This is a genomic window from Nostoc sp. TCL240-02 (genome assembly GCF_013343235.1).
Lineage (GTDB): Bacteria > Cyanobacteriota > Cyanobacteriia > Cyanobacteriales > Nostocaceae > Nostoc.
This window is the reverse complement of sequence record NZ_CP040094.1, coordinates 5708391-5726725: the sequence shown is the minus strand read 5'-3', so window position 1 is coordinate 5726725 and position 18335 is coordinate 5708391. Positions and strand designations below refer to the sequence as shown.

The window sequence follows — 18335 nt, the reverse complement described above, 5'->3', positions numbered from 1 at the left end:
ATAATTTTAACTATATCTATTTCTACAAAGTATGGGTTACAGACAATAGCCCAGAGGCATAACCAGCAGTCACTACAGGTATTGACAACCTAATGGAATTAAATCAGGCATATTACAGATGAACAATGATGAATTTAATTCAATGTGCTACCTCACAGAATGTCAGCAGGCAGAGGAGGCACTACAACAGCAAATTCAATGGCAGCGACTGGTGATGGCAATTGCCCAGCGCATCCGCCAGAGTTTGAATTTGGACAAGGTTATCAATACCACCGTTACTGAAGTCCGTCAATTCCTGCAAGTAGATCGAGTGTTCATGTATCAGTTTGAACCAGACTACACTGGGGTGGTGGTGGTAGAGTCTGTTGATGATCGTTGGATTGCTATCCTGAATACCCAAGTTCAAGACACTTATTTCATGGAAACTCGCGGCGAGGAGTACAAACATGGGCGCATCCAAGCTATTGCAGATATTTATACAGCAGGTCTGACTGAATGCCACCGCGATTTACTTACTCAGTTTCAAGTCAGGGCAAACTTGGCAGTCCCAATTTTGCAAGGAAAAAAATTGTGGGGATTATTAGTTGCTAACCAGTGTGCAGCACCCCGCCAATGGCAGACCTGGGAAATCGATTTTCTCAAACAATTGGCAGTACAGGTGGGTATTGCCATCCAGCAATCTCAACTTTATGAGCAGGTACATACTGAACTCGCTGAACGCAAGCGGGTGGAATCGGGTTTAAGAGCACGTGTGCGCCAGCAAGCAGCCGTAGCTAAATTGGGTCAGTTAGCTCTAGCTAATATCGACCTTTACAAATTAATGGACGAAGCTGTTGTCCTGGTTACTCAAAGCCTTGAGGTGGAATACAGTAAAGTTTTAGAACTGCTTCCAGAGCAGAACAGCTTATTGTTGCGATCAGGAGTCGGTTGGCAGCCAGGGCTAGTGGGAAATTTTAAATTAGAATTAGGTGGAGGGAATGAGACTCAGGCTTCATATACACTACTTTCCCATGAGCCAGTCATTGTTTGTGACCTGCGGAAAGAAACACGGTTTCAAGGACCACCGTTATTAATTAACCACTCAGTGATCAGTGGACTTAGTGTCATCATTCAAGGTCAAAAACAACCTCTGGGTGTTTTAGGCGCACACACAACTAGACATCGGGAGTTTACCCAAAATGATATTCACTTTTTGCAAGCGATCGCTAATATATTGGCTACGACCATTGAGCGCAAATGGGCAGAACAGAAAATCCGCGAGCAAGCAGCTTTATTAGATATCGCTTCTGATGCGATTATCGTGCGAAATTTCCAAAACCAAATTTTATTCTGGAATCAAGGTGCAGAACGTCTATATGGTTGGGAAGCTTATGAAGCTTTGGGAAAGAACCTGGAGGAGTTGCTGTGCAAAGAAAGCTCACAGCAGTTACAAGTGGCTTTAACAAATATTACTAACTCTGGTTTATGGCAAGGTGAGTTACATAAAGTGACAAAGGGCGGCAAAGAAATTATCGTGGAAAGCCGATGGACACTGATGCGTGATGAAGCAGAGCAACCCAAATCCATCCTTTCTGTTGATACCGACATCACAGAAAAAAAACAACTCCTGGCCCAATTTCTCCGTGCCCAGCGCCTAGAGAGTCTTGGCACGTTGGCAAGTGGCATTGCCCACGACCTCAACAATATCCTTACGCCCATTCTGTCCTCAGTAGAAATGTTAGCGCTCAAACTTCCCAATCTAGATGCACGCGATCAACAACTCCTGAAGCTTCTTGAACATAACTCTAAACGGGCGGCGGATTTGGTCAAGCAAATTATGACTTTTTCTCGTCGATCTGAAGGCAACGGCATTTCTTTACAAACAGAACACCTACTGTTAGAAATTGAGCAAATTGTCCAAAGTACATTTCCAAAATCGATCGCAATTATCAATAATCTACCTAGACATAAACTCTGGACTATCTTGGCAGATCCGACTCAAATTCATCAGGTGTTAATGAATTTGTGCGTCAACGCTCGTGATGCAATGCCTAAAGGCGGTACATTATCTATCTCTGCGGAAAATTTATTCGTTGATGAAAATTTTGCCAAGATGAATCTAAATGCCCAGGTGGGCCCTTATATAGTCATAACTATTTCAGATACAGGATTTGGGATTTCTCCAGTAATTTTGGAGCGAATTTTTGAACCATTTTTCACAACCAAAGAACCAGGCAAAGGCACTGGCTTAGGTTTGTCAACTGTGATTGGGATTGTCAAAAACCACAATGGTTTTGTGAAAGTGTCTAGTGAGGTAAGCAAAGGTTCCCAATTCCAAGTGTATCTACCAGCTTTGAACAAAAGTACAAAGCAACAAGCAGAGAAATTGGAATTGCCCAATGGCAACGGAGAATTAATTCTAGTTGTAGATGATGAAGCCGCTATCCTGGAGATTAGCAAAACTTTGCTAGAAGACCACAATTACAAAACCCTGACAGCTATTAATGGCATTGAGGCAATCTCATTATATGCCCAGCATCAAAATCAAATCAGTATGGTATTGATGGATATGATGATGCCGTCAATGGATGGGTTAACTGCAATTGGCATAATGCAACAAATGAATCCACAAGTCAAGATTATGGGCATCAGCGGCATGGTGACAGACGGCCAAATAGTCGAGGCTGCTAACGCTGGTATTAATATATTTTTGAAGAAGCCTTACACTTACCGTCAATTATTACACGCTATTAACGACTTCTTAAGTGAGCCATAATCTATTAGTTTTCATCTGTTCTGATGTATGCAGTTTGTGGCTAAAGAAATTCGATCGCGCTGCGTATACATGAGAAAATCAGGTAATACAATCGCAATACAAGCGATCATGCCAGGGAAGGAAAAAAGATGTCGGAGAATTTGAGAAGCCAAGTAGTAACGCAAGGAGTACAGCGATCGCCAAATCGAGCTATGCTGCGTGCAGTTGGTTTTAAAGATGAAGATTTCAACAAAGCCATTGTCGGTATAGCCAACGGTTACAGCACCATCACCCCCTGTAATATGGGAATCAATCAACTAGCACAGAGGGCAGAAGTTGGGATAAAAACTGCCGGAGCAATGCCACAAATGTTTGGCACAATAACCATCAGCGATGGGATTTCAATGGGAACAGAAGGGATGAAATATTCCCTAGTGTCGCGGGAAGTCATCGCCGACTCCATTGAAACCGCCTGTACCGGACAAAGTATGGATGGTGTGCTAGCCATTGGTGGCTGTGATAAAAATATGCCAGGAGCAATGCTAGCGATCGCAAGGATGAATATCCCGGCAATATTCGTTTACGGTGGCACAATTAAACCCGGTCACTACAACGGACGCGATTTAACCGTTGTCAGTTCTTTTGAAGCAGTTGGTCAATACAGTGCTGGAAAAATTGACGAAAAAGAATTATTAGAAGTCGAAAGTCGCGCTTGTCCGGGTGCCGGTTCCTGCGGGGGAATGTTCACGGCAAACACCATGTCTTCAGCATTTGAAGCGATGGGAATGAGTTTACCTTATTCTTCGACAATGGCAGCCGAAGATACTGAGAAAGCTGACAGCACTGAAAAATCTGCGTTTGCGTTAGTCGAAGCCATCAAGAAACAAATCTTACCCCGGCAAATTATCACCCGCAAATCCATCGAGAATGCCATCTCTGTGATTATGGCGGTGGGTGGTTCGACCAATGCAGTGCTGCATTTTTTAGCGATCGCCCGTGCTGCTAATGTAGAGTTAACCCTGGATGATTTTGAAACAATCCGCGCCCGTGTCCCTGTTTTGTGCGATTTAAAACCAAGTGGTAAATATGTAGCTACAGATTTGCACAAAGCGGGTGGCATTCCCCAAGTCATGAAGATGCTACTTGTGCATGATTTATTACATGGTGATAGTCTGACCATTAGCGGACAAACCATTGCAGAGATATTAGCAGACATCCCAGAAGAACCATCCGCCAATCAAGATGTGATTCGGACTTGGAATAACCCCATGTATCCTCAAGGACACTTAGCCATTCTCAGAGGTAATCTGGCAACCGAAGGCGCTGTCGCCAAAATTACCGGGGTGAAGAAACCAGTAATTACCGGCCCCGCACGGGTGTTTGAATCGGAAGAAGCTTCTTTAGATGCAATTTTGGCGGGTAAAATTCAAGCTGGTGATATTTTGGTTATCCGTTACGAAGGGCCTAAAGGTGGCCCTGGAATGCGGGAAATGTTGGCTCCTACTTCGGCAATTATCGGGGCTGGTTTGGGTGATGCGGTGGGATTAATTACCGATGGACGCTTTTCTGGTGGTACTTATGGCATGGTAGTTGGTCATGTTGCTCCAGAAGCAGCAGTGGGTGGTGCGATCGCGCTTGTCGAAGAAGGCGATAGTATTACTATTGATGCACCTGCTCGTTTATTGCAGTTGAATATATCTGAATCAGAATTGGCCCGTCGTCGTGCTAACTGGCAACCTCCCGCTCCCCGTTACACCAAAGGCGTGTTGGCGAAATATGCCAAACTGGTATCTTCTAGCAGTATCGGTGCAGTCACAGATTTAGATTTGTTTTAATTAACCTGACAACTGTGGCGCAAGTTTGCCTTTAACAAGGGGCTTAAGCCCCTTTTCTGGTTAATTGAGAGCGTTGCTGCATTTACGCCGTCCTGTAATAGTTTGAGCTAGCGATCGCCAGGAAGTTACAAGGATAAACTCAGTAGCTCCTTTGCGATCGCAAGCGTTGGTAAAAAAACTGCTGTATCAAAACAACTTGTCAGATGAAATAGTATAGTATTGATTGCCTCTAAGTTTTGAAGCTATTGAAGAAAGATGTTCTGTGTTTATACCAGATTTTTACCTAAATTTTATGAGTTTTTGTAAAATTTTTGAAGAAGTTTCAGGAAATTTACATAGAAGATGTGATGTCAATCGATATACTACAGAAATACAATTGACCATCAACTGCTAAAAAACCTAAAAGGGCACAAAATGAGTTCTGAATCTAACGTCAAACTGACGATCGCTCTTTCTAATCCAGACTTAGATGCAGAGGAACAAGAACAGGAAACACGCAATCTACTGCGAGAAATCAAAGAATTAGATGTGGAAAGTGCTGAACTTGTAGCAGTTACAGAAATACCTCAAGGAGCCAAATCTGTTGGTGGTTTTCTAGTGGGGGTGTTGCAAACAGAGGTGAGCCTTGCCAATTTTAAGAAATTGTTGGGATTTTTGGGCGATCGCTTGGGCAACAAAACCATTGAATTGGAAGTTGAGGCTAACGGCAAAAAACTCAAGGTGAAAGCTAGCAGTCGGGAAGAGTTAAACGCCGCTATTGAACAAGCTCAAAAGTTTATCGCAGGTAACTAAGAAATTCCAACATTAAGGAAGAATAACAAGATGGCGAAAGTAGCACTGCTGATAGGAGTCAGTGAGTATGAGCCTGGTCTTACTCCATTGCCAGCAGCAGCAAAAGATGTTGACGCAATGCAGCAAGTTTTGCTGCACCCAGAGATTGGCGGTTTTGATGAGGTAAAAGTGCTGCTGAATCCTCAACAACATGAGATGGCGGTCGCGATCGAAATCTTGTTTGACGAGCGTCAAAAAGATGACCTTGTGCTGCTATTTTTCTCTGGTCACGGCATTAAAGACGAGGACGGCAAGCTTTACTTGGCAGCTCATAACACACGCAAAATCGGCAAGGGAGTACCAGCTAGGGCAACAACAGTGCCAGCTAGCTTTGTGCATGATGTAATGAACAAGAGCTGTTCCAAACGCGAGGTAGTGATTCTTGATTGTTGCTTTAGTGGTGCGTTTGCCGAGGGTATGGCGGCTAAAGATGATGGTTTTGTGGATGTCAAGAACCAATTGGGTGGAGAAGGGCGGGCTGTTCTCACATCTTCGACTTCAACTCAATTTGCTTTTGAACAGCAAGGGGTAGAAACCTCAACTTACACCAGCTACATAGTTGAGGGGTTAGAGACTGGTGCAGCAGACCGCGATGAAGATGGTTGGATTTCTGTTGATGAATTGCATGAATACGCTGCCAAGAAGGTGCAAGAAAGTACGCCAGCCATGAAACCAGAGATATATCCTGTCAAAGGTGGCTTTAAAATCAAGCTTGCAAAAGCACCAAGTAACGATCCCAGACTCACATATCTTCGAGAAGTTGAGTATTGGGTAGAGGGCGGGAACGGTGAAATTTCTGTTGCTGGTCGCACTGCATTGGATGCATTACAAGAGACTCTGCAACTATCATCTGAGGACGCTGCTGCAATCGAAACTCAGGTTTTAGCACCTATCGAAAACAAAAGGATAAAATTACAGCGATATGAGCTAGCGTTCCGCGATGAGATTAGACAAGGGTTTCCTCTTAGCGATAGAACTGGGGCTAATTTGAAACGTCTTCAACAAGCGTTAGGACTTAGAGATGAAGATATAGCCTTAATCGAAGCTCCAATAATTGCTGAACAGCCACTTACCCCACCTCTAGGAATTGTCAATCCCCCACCTCCCGAACTTAGCAAATTTAACTATATAGTAGGTTCCATTATCGGAGTAATCGGAGTAATTTTTGGTGGTACTGTAGTCTACTTTTCTAGGGTTAAAGATGAACCTCAACCTGTAGTTCAATCTATAGTAAATTCCTGTGTAAAAGAGGAGTATGCTTTGGGTGACAGAATTAGTTTGGGTGAAGAAATTTTATTAAAACAAGATACGAACTCAGATAAAGAAGCTGGAGTGAAAGCATTTTTAAATGGTGATTGTCTGACTGCTATTAATAAGTTTAATTCATACCGTCAAGCTAATTTCACTAATAAAACAGACCCAGAAGCATTGATTTACTTGAATAACGCTAAAGCTCGTCAGCAGACAAAACACATCAAAATTGCTGTGAGTGTACCCATTGGTACAACCCCAAATGTAGCAAAAGAGATGTTACGCGGTGTGGCTCAAGCTCAAGATGAGGTGAATAGCAGTACTGGCATTAATGGCAAAGCTTTGGAGGTAGCGATCGCTAATGACGATAATGACCCAAGCACAGCCGTACAGCTTGCCACTCAGTTTGTCGCAGATACCAACATTTTAGCTGTAGTGGGACATAATGCTAGTAATGCTTCCATTGCAGCAGCCCCAGTGTATCAAAAAGGTGGGTTAGTAATGATGTCTCCCACCAGTTTTGCCCAAAACCTGACCAGTATTGGCAACTATATCTTCCGCACTGCTCCTAGTGTTAGCTCAATAGCAAATAGTATTTCTCGTTATGCCATAAACACAGAGGGCAAAAACAATTTTCTGATTTGTATCGATGATCAAGCGATAGATAATTTGTCTTTTAAGCAAGAATTTATTCAAGCGATAAAGGCTACTGAGGCTCAAACTAATCCCACGAAGTGCGATGTTTCTGCGCCCAACTTCAACCCCGATGCAGTAATTTCTCAAGCTAAAAGCAAAGGCGCTAATGCCATGTTATTAGCTCTCTACATAGACAGAATCAAGGAGGGTCTAACAGTTGCAAGAGCTAATCAAGGGCAATTAGCTGTATTTAGTAGTCCTACCCTTTATACTAATGAAACCTTAAAAGCAGGTAAAGCTTTAGATGGACTGGTAATTGCTGTACCTTGGCATTCCGCAGCATTTCCTAACAATTCCTTTGCACAAAACGCTCAGAAGTTTTGGAATGGAACCGTAAATTGGCGAACAGCGACTGCTTATGATGCGACTCTGGCAATTGTCGCAGGTTTTAAAACAAGTAATACTCGGTATGAGTTACAAAAGACGCTGCACGATTCAAGTTTTTCTGTCGATGGTGCTACAGGAAAGATTCAGTTTGCACAATCAGGTGATCGCAAAGATAATGCCATTTTCTTAGTCAAAGTTCAACAAATACCTGGCACTGATAAATACGAATTTGTGCCGATTCAACCTTAGTTTTGCAGCTTTACTTAATAGCGATACCTACGGCGGTAAACTACGCATTTGTTTATTCTGGCATTCAAAAATAGCGATCCCATTGTTATAAATTATCCTTAACCCAATTTCTAAAATTACGCATAGCTTGGCTTCTACCAATTGTTAAACACTGCTGTACATATTTATTCACTAATTCAATAATTAGAATATTAGGAAAATTAGGACTAGAGCCAGATTTTATATACTTTTCTTCTTTTAGCAAGTAAATTTCTAAACCTTGTTGCGTATGTCGCCAAAGTTCAGGAACTCCCAAAATTTCATAATTTTCAAATCGAGTGCGAGAAGTAATATCAATTTCGATTGCTAAATCTGGTGGTGGGTCTATAGTTAAATCAATGCGATTTTTTCCAATGACAGCAGCTTGATTTTGAATATAAAAACTGGTATCTGGTTCTACTGCTTGTTGCATTTGCTCATTTTTAAGCGTAGTCGAGCCAAAAGGTTCAAAATCTATTTGCAAAATTTCTAACAAAATTTTGACTAAATCACCAATAAGTTCTTTATCTTTTTCGTGTTCTGGTAGTGGAACCATAATTTCTAACCAGCCATGACTATAAGAGATACGTGAGGCACGCTTTTCTCCCATTTCTTCTAAAATATTTTCTAACTGCTGCCAACTAATATCTTTGAGCAACATTTGTTGACCAGGTTTAACAATAATTTGTTGCAGTTTTAAAAGCATATCACCTCAGAGAGTTGATGTAGTAGCTGTTAAAGCAGATTAAATTCAAAAATCAACTTTCTTAAAGTATATCATCTTTGAGAATGAGGGTAGAAATTAGCCAACAAATCACTTGTATGATTTTTGTCTAGGTTTATTGATAAAGCTTGAGCAATAGCGATCGCACCAAAACAGAATTTGCCAAAGTTTTAATTTCTGTCTTCTGAATGGCTAACCAATTATCAATATTATCCTCACCTTGCCGTGTTTTTAACAGTACTTGCTCCTTGAGATATCATATTTTTCCGTCCCTTTTCCCCAAAAACCGAGAAGTATTGAAGTGGAAATTACTCAGCACTCATTATTGTTGTTGAGTAGAAATTTGAATGACAAACTCTGTACCTTGTCCAACTTCCGAAGAGCAGGAGAGTAAACCGCCATGTCCTTCTACCACAATTTGCCGAGCGATCGCTAATCCTAGTCCAGTGCCTTTTCCTACAGGCTTAGTGGTGAATAAATGGTCAAAGACTCGTTCCTTGACCTCTGGTGACATCCCCACCCCATTATCGGCAATCTTAATCAAAACATGCTGACCTGAGTTTGCTACACGGGTCTGAATAGTGATGCAATTGGGGTTTGCTAGAATTGCTTCCAAACTCCGCTCTGTATTGTATTGTTCAAGTGCATCAATAGCATTTGCTAACAAGTTCATAAACACTTGATTAAGTTGTCCAGCAAAGCATTCCACTAGGGGTAGTTTGCCATAATTCTTCACCACCTCAATTGCTGGACGGTTTTCGTTAGCTTTTAAACGATGTCTCAGAATCAGAATAGTGCTATCAATGCCTTCGTGAATATCAAAGGGAACTTTATAATCCTTATCTGCTCTGGAAAAGGTTCGCAAACTGGTACTGATACTACGAATACGGTTAACACCCAATTTCATCGAGTCCAGTAATTTAGGTAAATCTTCGCGTAAATAATTCAGGTCGATGGCATCAATTTCATCTTGAATATCTGAGCCGGGATTGGGAAACTTTTCCTGATAAAGATTAATCAGTGCAAACAAGTCTTTAACATAATCTTTAGCTGGTTCAATGTTACCGGCAATGAAGCCGACAGGATTGTTGATTTCATGGGCAATGCCTGCTACCAAGTTACCAAGGGCAGACATTTTTTCACCTTGCACTAATTGCAATTGCATCGTTTGAAGCTCTTGCAAAGCTTGTTCTAATTGTTGTTTTTGCTGTTGCAGCAATTGTTGCGCTTGGTAGTATTCGGTGATGTCTTCAGAAGTACCAAGAATACCAAAAACGTTTCCTTCTTTATCTCGTAGCGGAATTTTATTGGTATTCGACCAGATTTGTTTTCCATCAGCTTTAAGTACGGTTTCTATAATGTTGAGTTCTGCTTGTCCAGACTCCATAATGCGGCGATCGCAATCTACAAAAGAATCTGATTGCTCACGAGTCCAGGAAAAGTCGTAGTCTGTTTTACCAATAACATTTTCAGACACTCCATTCTCAAAAGTTTGAGCATACTTATGGTTACAGCCTAAATAAACACTATTGCGGTCTTTCCAGAAAACAGACTGGGGGATATTATCGATAATTAACCGCAAAAATTGTTCCGTCTGTCTAAGGTTTTCTAAAATATCTTGTGCTTGCTGATAAAGTCGGGCGTTTTCCAGGGAGATTGCAGCTTGAGTACATAACAAATTGAGAATTTCGACGCGATCGCTGGTAAACACCCCAGTAGTAAGATTGTTTTCTAAATACAAAATCCCCAATAGTTTGCCTTGATAGAGAATCGGTGTACATAGCAAGCTTTTGGGTTGCTGACGCATGATGTAGGGATCAGCCATTAACATCGGATGCACTGTGGCATCAAGGATGACGGTAGGTTGCAGGCTGCGTTTAACCGCATAAATTAGGCTATGGGGAATGTCTGCGCTATCTTCTACAAAAATGGACTGTAACAACCTTGATTGCTGTCCAACTTCAGTGGTCGCCTCAACTAGCAATCTACCTTCTTTGAGCAGTAGTAACGCACACTTATCGGCTCCAGCATTTTCAATTACCACTTGTAGCAGCTTCGTAAGTAATTTATCCAGTTCAATTTCACTCGAAAGAGTCTGAGAGGCTTTGAGAACCGTTGCCAAATCTAGCATTACTGATGCACTGCTGCTAGATGTTACTGATTTATTAGTGCTTGAGTGCAAGGTTGTAATGCTGTCAATATTTGCGATCGCTGATACTCTTTCAAAGTCACTTCGCGATCGCGTTTGTTGTAAAATAGGCGCTAGCAGTTGTGGATAACGTTGTTCTAAATCATCAACTTTGGCTTTAGCACCCCAGCGAGTGTAACAATAGTAAGCATTAATCAAATATTCTTGGGCAATGCGTTCTTTGCCCCATTCTAAATAAAACTTGGCTGTGAGTTCATTAGCAAGAGCTTCTTCGTTGAGGTATTCGTTTTCTTTGGCTTTAGCAATGGCGCGATCGTAATACTCAATTGCCTCGGCTTTGACCCCCAAGACTCGACATTTTTCCGCGATCACTAAAGCATGGCGGTGAGCCTGATTACTTGGTGCATAAGCCGCCCAAGTGCTGAGTTTTTCTTGATGACCCCTCACCCGTTCTATAATGCTGATTTTGTCTGTCTTACTGGCAGTTGGGTAAACCGCTAATCGAACTAGTGCATCGTAGAAGTAAAATAGCGGAAGCATCACTAATCCTGTGACTGCACCCAAATACGGTTCTGCAAGTTGGGCGTTTTCTAACGCTTGTTCATAGTCTTGGAAAAGATAGGAAAGGAAAAGTTTATTGAAATAAACCTGATATAGTCCTGCTCCTTGATTCGTTTTGAGGTAAAGCAGAATTATTTCATCTTCATGGCAGTATTCGCCAAGCAACCGCTCAGGTTCCGGCACAACCTCCAACAAATTGACTAGAACCTGATGATAAATACTTTGTGTGTGCAGACAGGTATCCTGACGCAATTGCTGAATGACCTTACGATGAACTTCTATCGTTTGTCTTAAGGCAGATAGTTCCTGACCACTCCAGTAAGCTGTGTAGCAATAGCACATCAGGCTGAGAGCGACATACTCGATATCACCACTTTCTAGCCCACTGGCGTAGGCTTGCAAATATCCTTCCAAGGTATATTTTGCAGGTTCTTGCCAATGTCTAAGGAAGCAGTTAAAAGCAAAAATGGTTTTAGCAGTTAGTTTGGGGGCATAGATGCGTTGCATAAGATTCATCCCCAGTTGCCCAAACCGATAGCCTGCGTCAATATCTCCCAATATGGCAACCAAGGTCAACCCACACATTACATAGCCATGAGTCGATTCTGGAGCATTGCCATATTCTACTGATAAATCGAATTCAGCAAGGATCACCAGGGGCAAAAGCTCAGGAGCCACTTGATAGGCAGCAGAAATAATGCTGGATAAAATCACCATTGCCGCTTTTTTATCCGGTGCGGCCATCTGGGGTAATTCCAACAAAGATTCGATTGATCTGCCATTGAGCAAGGTTTGGGTGTGCTTCAGTGCCTGTTCGATATCTGCTGGGGTGGGTTGTTCCGGCAAATGCACTCCCAGATGATTTAGGATTTTTCGTGCTAATTGCAAGGCTTCTAGCTGCTGATGTTGTGCCATGCAAGCCTGAATTTTAATACTGTAGATATTTACCCGATCCAGCCAGGATTGGGCATGATTCAGTACTATCTCAGCTAACTGTTCCATCTGTTCAAAATCGGTGCAGAGGTAAGCTGATTCTGTTGCTCCTTCATACAAGATGAGGGCGAGATTGTATTGGTTGTGCCAGCAATTACTCGTTAGCATGGCAATACCTGTGTTGAAATAGTTTAAAGCTGCTGCATAAGCTGTTGAACCCTTGGCTTTATGTCCAGCTGCCAAGTTTAACTGCGCGAGTTCCTGTTGCTCTTGTTCATCGCAAATTAAAGTGACCCCTTGATTGAGTTGGTTGACGATCGCAAAAATTTTCTCATCTCGTTCATTTGCAGTCGTCGCTTGTTGCAGCAAACGTCCAATGTGCAGGTGAGTAACTTGCTTTTGATTGTCAGGAATTAGTGAATAGGCAGCTTGCTGAATGCGATCGTGGAGAAATTTGTAAATTGTCATTTGTCCTTTGTCATTCGTCCTTTGCAAATCACTAATGACAAATGACGAATCCTGATAAAACTTATAGACTTCATTAGTAGGAATAATCAAACCATCTTGGACAGCTTTCCAAAAGTCTGCGGCTGTTTCCATCTGGGATTTTTCATGGACGAGCGCCAGTGTTGCCAAGTCAAATTGATTTCCGATACAAGCCGCTAATTTCAAAACTTTTTGAGTTTCTGGTGACAATTTTTCAAGCTGAATTGCCATAAACTCTACGACATCATCAGTAAGAGCGAGCGAGCGCACTTGAGCAATATCACATTCCCAATAACCACCTTCAAAATTAAATGTAATTAGTTTTTCTTGATGTAGAGCTTTGAGAAACTGGGTGCAGAAGAAAGGATTACCTTTGGTTTTGCTCAATATCAACTCTGTTAACGGTGTGGCTAACGCTAGGGAGCAACTCAATGTATCTGCAACCAAGTGATTAACAGACGTTTGATCGAGAGGAACTAAGGTAATTGTATTGACTGTAGCGCCAAACTTTTGAATATCTTGCAAAGTCAGCATCAGGGGATGTACTGGATTAACTTCGTTATCTCGATAAGCACCAATTAATAGTAGATAGCCGATGTCAACTTCACTCATTAACAAGTGCATTAAATTTAAAGAAGCAGAATCTGCCCATTGCAGATCGTCAATAAAGATTGTCAATGGATGTTCTACGGCAGTAAAGACTTGAGTGAATTTCAAAAATAGCGATTTGAAGCGATTTTGTGCCGCACTCCCAGAGAGTTCCGGCGCAGGAGGCTGTTTACCTATAATACTTTCCAGTTCTGGAATCACCTCAATCATCACTTGTCCGTTCTCACCCAAAGCAGAGAGAATTTTGCACTTCCACTGCTCGAATTGAGTGTCAGTTTCACTCAGCAGTTGCCTGATTAAGTCTCGAAAAGCTTGTACAAAGGCAAAGAAAGGAATGTTGCGTTGAAATTGGTCAAATTTACCTTTAATGAAGTAACCCCGTTGTCGCACGATTGGCTTGTGGACTTCATTAACCACAGCAGTTTTACCAATACCAGAAAAGCCTGCTACCAACATTATTTCAGTGCTTCCCTGACTGACTCTCTCAAAGGCATTCAATAAACTTTCAACTTCGTCTTGGCGACCATAGAGTTTTTCTGGGATGATAAAGCGATCGCAAATATCCCGCTCACCTAATTGAAAGGATTTAATCTCTCCAGTTTCTTGCAATTGAGACAAACATTTTTCTAAATCAAATTTCAGCCCTAATGCACTCTGATAGCGGTCTTCAGCATTTTTCGCCATCAATTTCATCACAATGTCACAAAGAACTTGGGGAATCTCTTCTTCCCCCCTGCCCTCTGCCCCCTGCCCCCTGCCCTCTTCCTCCTGCCATCTGCCTCCTAACTCTTCTGGTTGTTTGGCAATATGACAGTGAACCAACTCCATCGGATCGTTAGACTCGAAGGGTAAATGTCCAGCCAGCAATTCATAGAAGGTAACGCCGAGAGAATAGTAATCACTGCGATAGTCAATTTTGCGATTCATTCGTCCGGTTTGTTCTGGGGAAAGGTAGGCGAGAGTACCTTCTAAGACATTAGGACTGTGAACTTCTTGGGTTTCTCTGGGTAAAAGAGAGGCAATACTAAAGTCAATCAACTTGACTTGCTGAGTTTCTGGGTTAATAAGAATGTTGGCAGGCTTAATATCTTTGTGGATAACCCGATGGCGATAGAGTCCGTCAAGAATATTGCTCAGAGCGATCGCAATTTCCAAAAACTCTGTCAAAGTATATTGCTTACCCCTTATTGTTTCGTTCATCCAATCTCTGAGGGAAATACCACCAAAATCCTCCATCACCAAGGCATAGCTGTTGTGGTAAGGTTCAAGGCTGTAGGGATGAACAATACCAGGTAAGTCAATATTTTTAGCGATCGTGTACTGATTGCGGAATAGCAGCAGATCGTTGAAGGTAGGATACTCCTGCTGAAGCAGTTTGATTACAACCGGAAGTTGATCGGTCTCTCGAATTGCACGGTAAACTAAGGTTCTAGAGCCTGCATAAAGTTGTTCGCTAATTCGATAGTTAAAAAGCTTGTCCATCGGCTTAACTGCTATATTCATACTTCATCAACTCTTCATAAATTAGCTATTTATTTAAAAGTATTGTGCCCAAAAACCAGCTTTTGCTAACTCAGTTTTATTAATGAAGGCAGGGGGCAGGGCAATACGGTTCGGTTAAGAGAAGAGACGCGATAAATCGCCGTCTTTACAATAATCAGTCCTTTGTAGAGACGGCGATAAATCGCGTCTTTGTGATTTATCAAAATCGCATGGGGAGGCATGGGGCAGGAGATAAAAACTCTTTATATGTGAATAGAGTCCTGCATTTTGTACCTCACTTACTTGCAATCTGCTGTAGATAGTTTTGCGTAAGCCCTATTTAACTTCTCAAGCAAAACTTCCCCAATTTCCGGTAAAATCAAGTTCTGAGGATTGTGGAATTGGGAGAAATTTGGGGTGCCTACACTTGGCGTTAACATTGACCACATTGCCACCATCCGGCAAGCGCGGCGGACGGTAGAACCAGACCCGGTGGCGGCGGCGGTGCTGGCAGAATTAGCGGGTGCTGATGGAATTACGGTGCATCTGCGCGAAGATCGGCGGCATATCCAAGACCGGGATGTGCGGATATTGCGGCAAACAGTGCGATCGCATCTGAATTTAGAAATGGCCGCAACAGAAGAAATGCTAGCGATCGCTCTGGATATCAAACCAGATTACGTGACTTTAGTCCCCGAAAAGCGCGAAGAAGTCACAACAGAAGGCGGACTAGATATTATTGGTCAAATTGCTAGAATAGGTGAGATAGTCGATAAATTGCAAAGCGCTAGCATTCCAGTTAGTTTATTTATCGATGCCGAACCTGCACAAATCGAAGCATCTGTCAAGACACAGGCGCAGTTTATCGAATTGCACACCGGACAATATGCTGAGGCTAAGGATGAAACAAATCGCCACCGAGAATTAGCCATATTAGCTAAAGGGTGTCAACAAGCGATTCAAGCTGGATTGCGAGTCAACGCTGGTCATGGACTCACCTATTGGAACGTCTATCCGGTGGCTGCGCTTCCAGGCATGGAAGAACTGAACATTGGTCATACCATAATCAGTCGGGCAGCATTAGTAGGTATAGAAAGGGCAGTCCGCGAGATGAAACAAGCTATAAGGGGGAATGGGGAATAGGGAATGGGGAATAGGGAATTGGGCATTGGTAATAGACAATAGGCATTGATTATTCCCTATTCTCCTCTGCTCCCCCTGCCCCTTGCCCCTTGCCCCCTGCCCCAATCCCGTATCTTAAAAGAGGGGTTATCACTGCGAAATCTGGAAATTGGGATCAAATCTTCAGCAAAAACTTCTATGAGCGCAACACAGTCTAACAACCTGCCACTTTGGGTACAGGATAGAGATAAAGTGATAGCAGAAAGCACTGATGTCGAGTGGCGCTATCAGACACCGCCTGATTATTCTCGTTCTAAAGAAAATCTTGCCCAAGAAAGCATCCACAATCACCTTGAAGGTACACTGGAAGCGATCGTGCAAAACTTAGTGCGAACCTTCGAGATGGAGGTATCTTTCAAAGCTAACCCACAACAATGGTTATCTATTGTCAATGAACAGTTTCGAGTGAGTACCAATGGTGGAGTAGAGTATACCGCAGCAGATTTATCAGCCCAAGGTACTTACAATCTATTTATGCCTGATTCAGAGCATTACAAAGCTTCAGAAGAAACCTTTGAATCATCCGCAAAAGTCTTCCACACAACATTTCCCCAAGGATTTCCTTGGGAAGTTCTGGAAGTTTTCTCAGGGCCACCAAATGTCACATTCAAATGGCGGCATTGGGGACATTTTAACGGAGAATACAAAGGCCATGCACCTACTGGAGAGACAATAGAAATTATCGGCATGAGCATTGCAAAAGTTACCGATGACTTGAAGGTTATTTCCTTAGAACACTACTTCGACAATAATCTGTTCTTGGAAAAACTAACATCTGGTGGCAAACAGACAAATGCCCAAAAGTCGGGAAGTGCTTGTCCGTTCAGTTCTTGGTTCAATAAATCCCGTAAGAGTTAGTTGATAAGGGTACAGAATGTCGTACTGTGCCCTTACATTATTCACACAGCAACCAAAGGATGAAAATGCAAACATACTATTACGTTTTGGCAAGTCAACGCTTTCTTCTCCAAGAAGAACCGATACACGAAGTTATCAAAGAACGCACTCGTCACTACCACGAACAAGAAAAACAAATAGATTTTTGGTTGGTTGAGAAACCAGCTTTTTTGGAAGCACCTCAATTTGCACAAATCAAGGCAAAGTGTCCCCAACCATCAGTAGCAATTATTTCAACTAATCCCCAATTTATTACTTGGTTAAAACTGCGTTTAGAGTACGTTATCACTGGAGAATTCCAGGCTCCTTCTGAGACAATACCAGATGCTTTGGCATCGTTGGCTACTGTATCTTAGAAATGAGAAATGGGGAATGGGGAACTTGTACTGAGCGCAGTCGTTCGCGTAGCGTCTCGCAGAGAAGTATGGAGAATTGGGAATTGGGCATTGGTTATTACTTCTTCCCCAGCTTTTTCAGTTTCCAGTCCCCAATTTTATTTGGTAAGAACAAAATATGTTTTGTAACAGTCCTTCCATTCCCACACTGAAGTAAGTAGGTTTTCAGCTTTTTTCTTATAAAATCTTTTAAGACACCTTGATTTACATAATCTAACTTTTGTGCATAGATTTCAGACTTTACCAAGTGTTTTAGGATTAGCGATTGCAGGGTTGATTGGTGGCATGAGTTCTGTTTTTGCCCAACAAGCCATTCCTGCTTGTCAACCACCGACTTCGGGTGAGTATCTTTTATTGGTAGTCAGTCCCACAGCTGATAATCAGAAGCAGTTGCGTAGCGCCTTACCGCCTGAACTCAAAACCATTACCTGCAAATATCTCAACGAAACTGTGACGCGGATAGGGGGGTTTAAAAAGATTGATGATGCCAATCGATGGGCAAGGTATGTAAGTAATATTGTTGGCTTGTCTGCTATCATCACCACTCGACCAACTACGGCAGATGTACAGCCGCCACAAACACAGGCACAAACACAGCCACAACGACTGCAACAGCCACTTCAGCAAACAGTTAACTATAATCCTCAAGCATTAGGAGAGGGTTATGCAGTTTTAGTAGATTATTACAACCGTCCTGAACTAGTAAATAGCGTACAGCAAGCAGTAGGAGGCAACGTAGGTTTTGTTTCTTATGGACAACGCCCTTACTTGTTGGCAGTTTATACCACCAATCAGAGTGAAGCATATAACACATTGCAGAAGCTGAACAATGGCGGTTTTGTTGCCAGCATAGTAGATAGCCGTAAAGTGATTCTGCTGCGCTCAACTGTGCGCTTGTAGTGATATTAAGTTTTCTAGAATACTGATGCGATCTACCAAGTTGGTAATTTGTCAGCTGACAAATTACCAGTTCCCC

At 42.3% G+C, this 18335-nt stretch carries 10 protein-coding genes; 8 read left to right on the top strand and 2 right to left on the bottom strand.

From position 1 onward, the window contains the following. Positions 1-118: 118 nt before the first annotated feature. The 4 genes from FBB35_RS24280 to FBB35_RS24265 all read left to right on the top strand — a co-directional run bounded on the left by FBB35_RS24280 (position 119) and on the right by FBB35_RS24265 (position 7923). Positions 119-2755 (top strand): GAF domain-containing protein, encoded by a 2637-nt coding sequence (locus FBB35_RS24280; RefSeq protein WP_174711782.1) that lies wholly within the window; start codon positions 119-121, stop codon positions 2753-2755. A 128-nt stretch (positions 2756-2883) separates the two neighbouring features. Next, positions 2884-4569 (top strand): dihydroxy-acid dehydratase, encoded by a 1686-nt coding sequence (gene ilvD, locus FBB35_RS24275; protein ID WP_174711781.1) that lies wholly within the window; start codon positions 2884-2886, stop codon positions 4567-4569. A gap of 414 nt (positions 4570-4983) precedes the next feature. Next, the gene (locus FBB35_RS24270) at positions 4984-5361 is read left to right on the top strand and encodes a hypothetical protein (RefSeq protein ID WP_174711780.1); all 378 of its coding nucleotides are present in this window, start codon (positions 4984-4986) and stop codon (positions 5359-5361) included. Between the two features lie 30 nt (positions 5362-5391). Further along, positions 5392-7923, top strand: a complete 2532-nt coding sequence (locus FBB35_RS24265) for an ABC transporter substrate-binding protein (RefSeq protein ID WP_174711779.1) — start codon at positions 5392-5394, stop codon at positions 7921-7923. Between the two features lie 85 nt (positions 7924-8008). Here the strand turns inward: FBB35_RS24265 and FBB35_RS24260 are convergent, their stop codons facing one another. After that, on the bottom strand, positions 8009-8647 hold the full coding sequence (locus tag FBB35_RS24260) for a Uma2 family endonuclease (RefSeq protein WP_174711778.1): 639 nt from the start codon (positions 8645-8647) through the stop codon (positions 8009-8011). A gap of 340 nt (positions 8648-8987) precedes the next feature. Continuing rightward, entirely contained in the window at positions 8988-14906 is a 5919-nt protein-coding gene (locus tag FBB35_RS24255) for an AAA family ATPase (RefSeq protein WP_174711777.1), read from the bottom strand. 396 nt (positions 14907-15302) lie between these two features. Between FBB35_RS24255 and FBB35_RS24250 the strand changes: the two genes are divergently transcribed. The 4 genes from FBB35_RS24250 (at position 15303) to FBB35_RS24235 (ending at position 18259) form a co-directional block, all read left to right on the top strand. Beyond that, positions 15303-16028: a pyridoxine 5'-phosphate synthase gene (locus FBB35_RS24250; RefSeq protein WP_174711776.1), complete on the top strand. Its 726-nt coding sequence runs from the start codon at positions 15303-15305 to the stop codon at positions 16026-16028. Positions 16029-16205: 177 nt separating this feature from the next. Then, entirely contained in the window at positions 16206-16925 is a 720-nt protein-coding gene (locus FBB35_RS24245; protein WP_174711775.1) for a SnoaL-like polyketide cyclase, read from the top strand. Between the two features lie 65 nt (positions 16926-16990). Continuing rightward, positions 16991-17320, top strand: coding sequence for an MgPME-cyclase complex family protein (locus FBB35_RS24240; protein WP_174711774.1), 330 nt, complete (start codon positions 16991-16993; stop codon positions 17318-17320). Positions 17321-17581: 261 nt separating this feature from the next. Next, positions 17582-18259 (top strand): hypothetical protein, encoded by a 678-nt coding sequence (locus FBB35_RS24235; RefSeq protein WP_174711773.1) that lies wholly within the window; start codon positions 17582-17584, stop codon positions 18257-18259. Positions 18260-18335 lie beyond the last annotated feature (76 nt).